Below are 540 nucleotides of genomic sequence, written 5' to 3' on the forward strand. Positions count from 1 at the left end.
AGAGCCAGTCAGCATCGCCCTGTCATTCTGCTTGGGGCTCCCTCTTGGAATAAAACAAGTTTGGTGAAGAAAGCTAATGAACTCAGTGAGCATTATTGCCAACACCACCCTGATGACGAGGCATCGCGTGGCCGGTTATCCGATATTTCTCATCAATACTCTGCGTTTATCAAAAAAACATTCGCAGATTATGTGTATCAGACAGCTCATGTTAACGGAGGGGGGGTAACGGTCTGTTGGCTTGGTGCTAGCTATGGATTTGGCCAAGGAACAGGACACCATATTCCTCAATCAGCGGCTGAGTTGAACGCGCTTATGGCGGGAGTAATATCTTATTCTCAGCGGGATCCCTACGCGCATTATATCAGAACAGCTTTCCGATCCCATGATGCTCTGGTTCTTGATGAGGACGATTCGACGACTATCGCTCAGGAATTTATCAATGGACTGAAACTGGATACTGGTGAGTATCCTACAACTCTGGTCACGTAGCCCGCTACGTTCCCGACTTTGTTCCTTGAAGAGCGAAAAAATCCACTC

The 540-nt window shown here is 47.6% G+C and carries 1 protein-coding gene; it reads left to right on the forward strand.

The genetic code is table 11. The features are described 5' to 3' along the window. A partial coding sequence (locus E1189_RS24610; protein ID WP_230459924.1) for a hypothetical protein occupies positions 1–492 on the forward strand: 492 nt, incomplete at its 5' end. Positions 493–540 lie beyond the last annotated feature (48 nt).

This window comes from Parendozoicomonas verongulae (genome assembly GCF_009711465.1).
Lineage (GTDB): Bacteria > Pseudomonadota > Gammaproteobacteria > Pseudomonadales > Endozoicomonadaceae > Sansalvadorimonas > Sansalvadorimonas verongulae.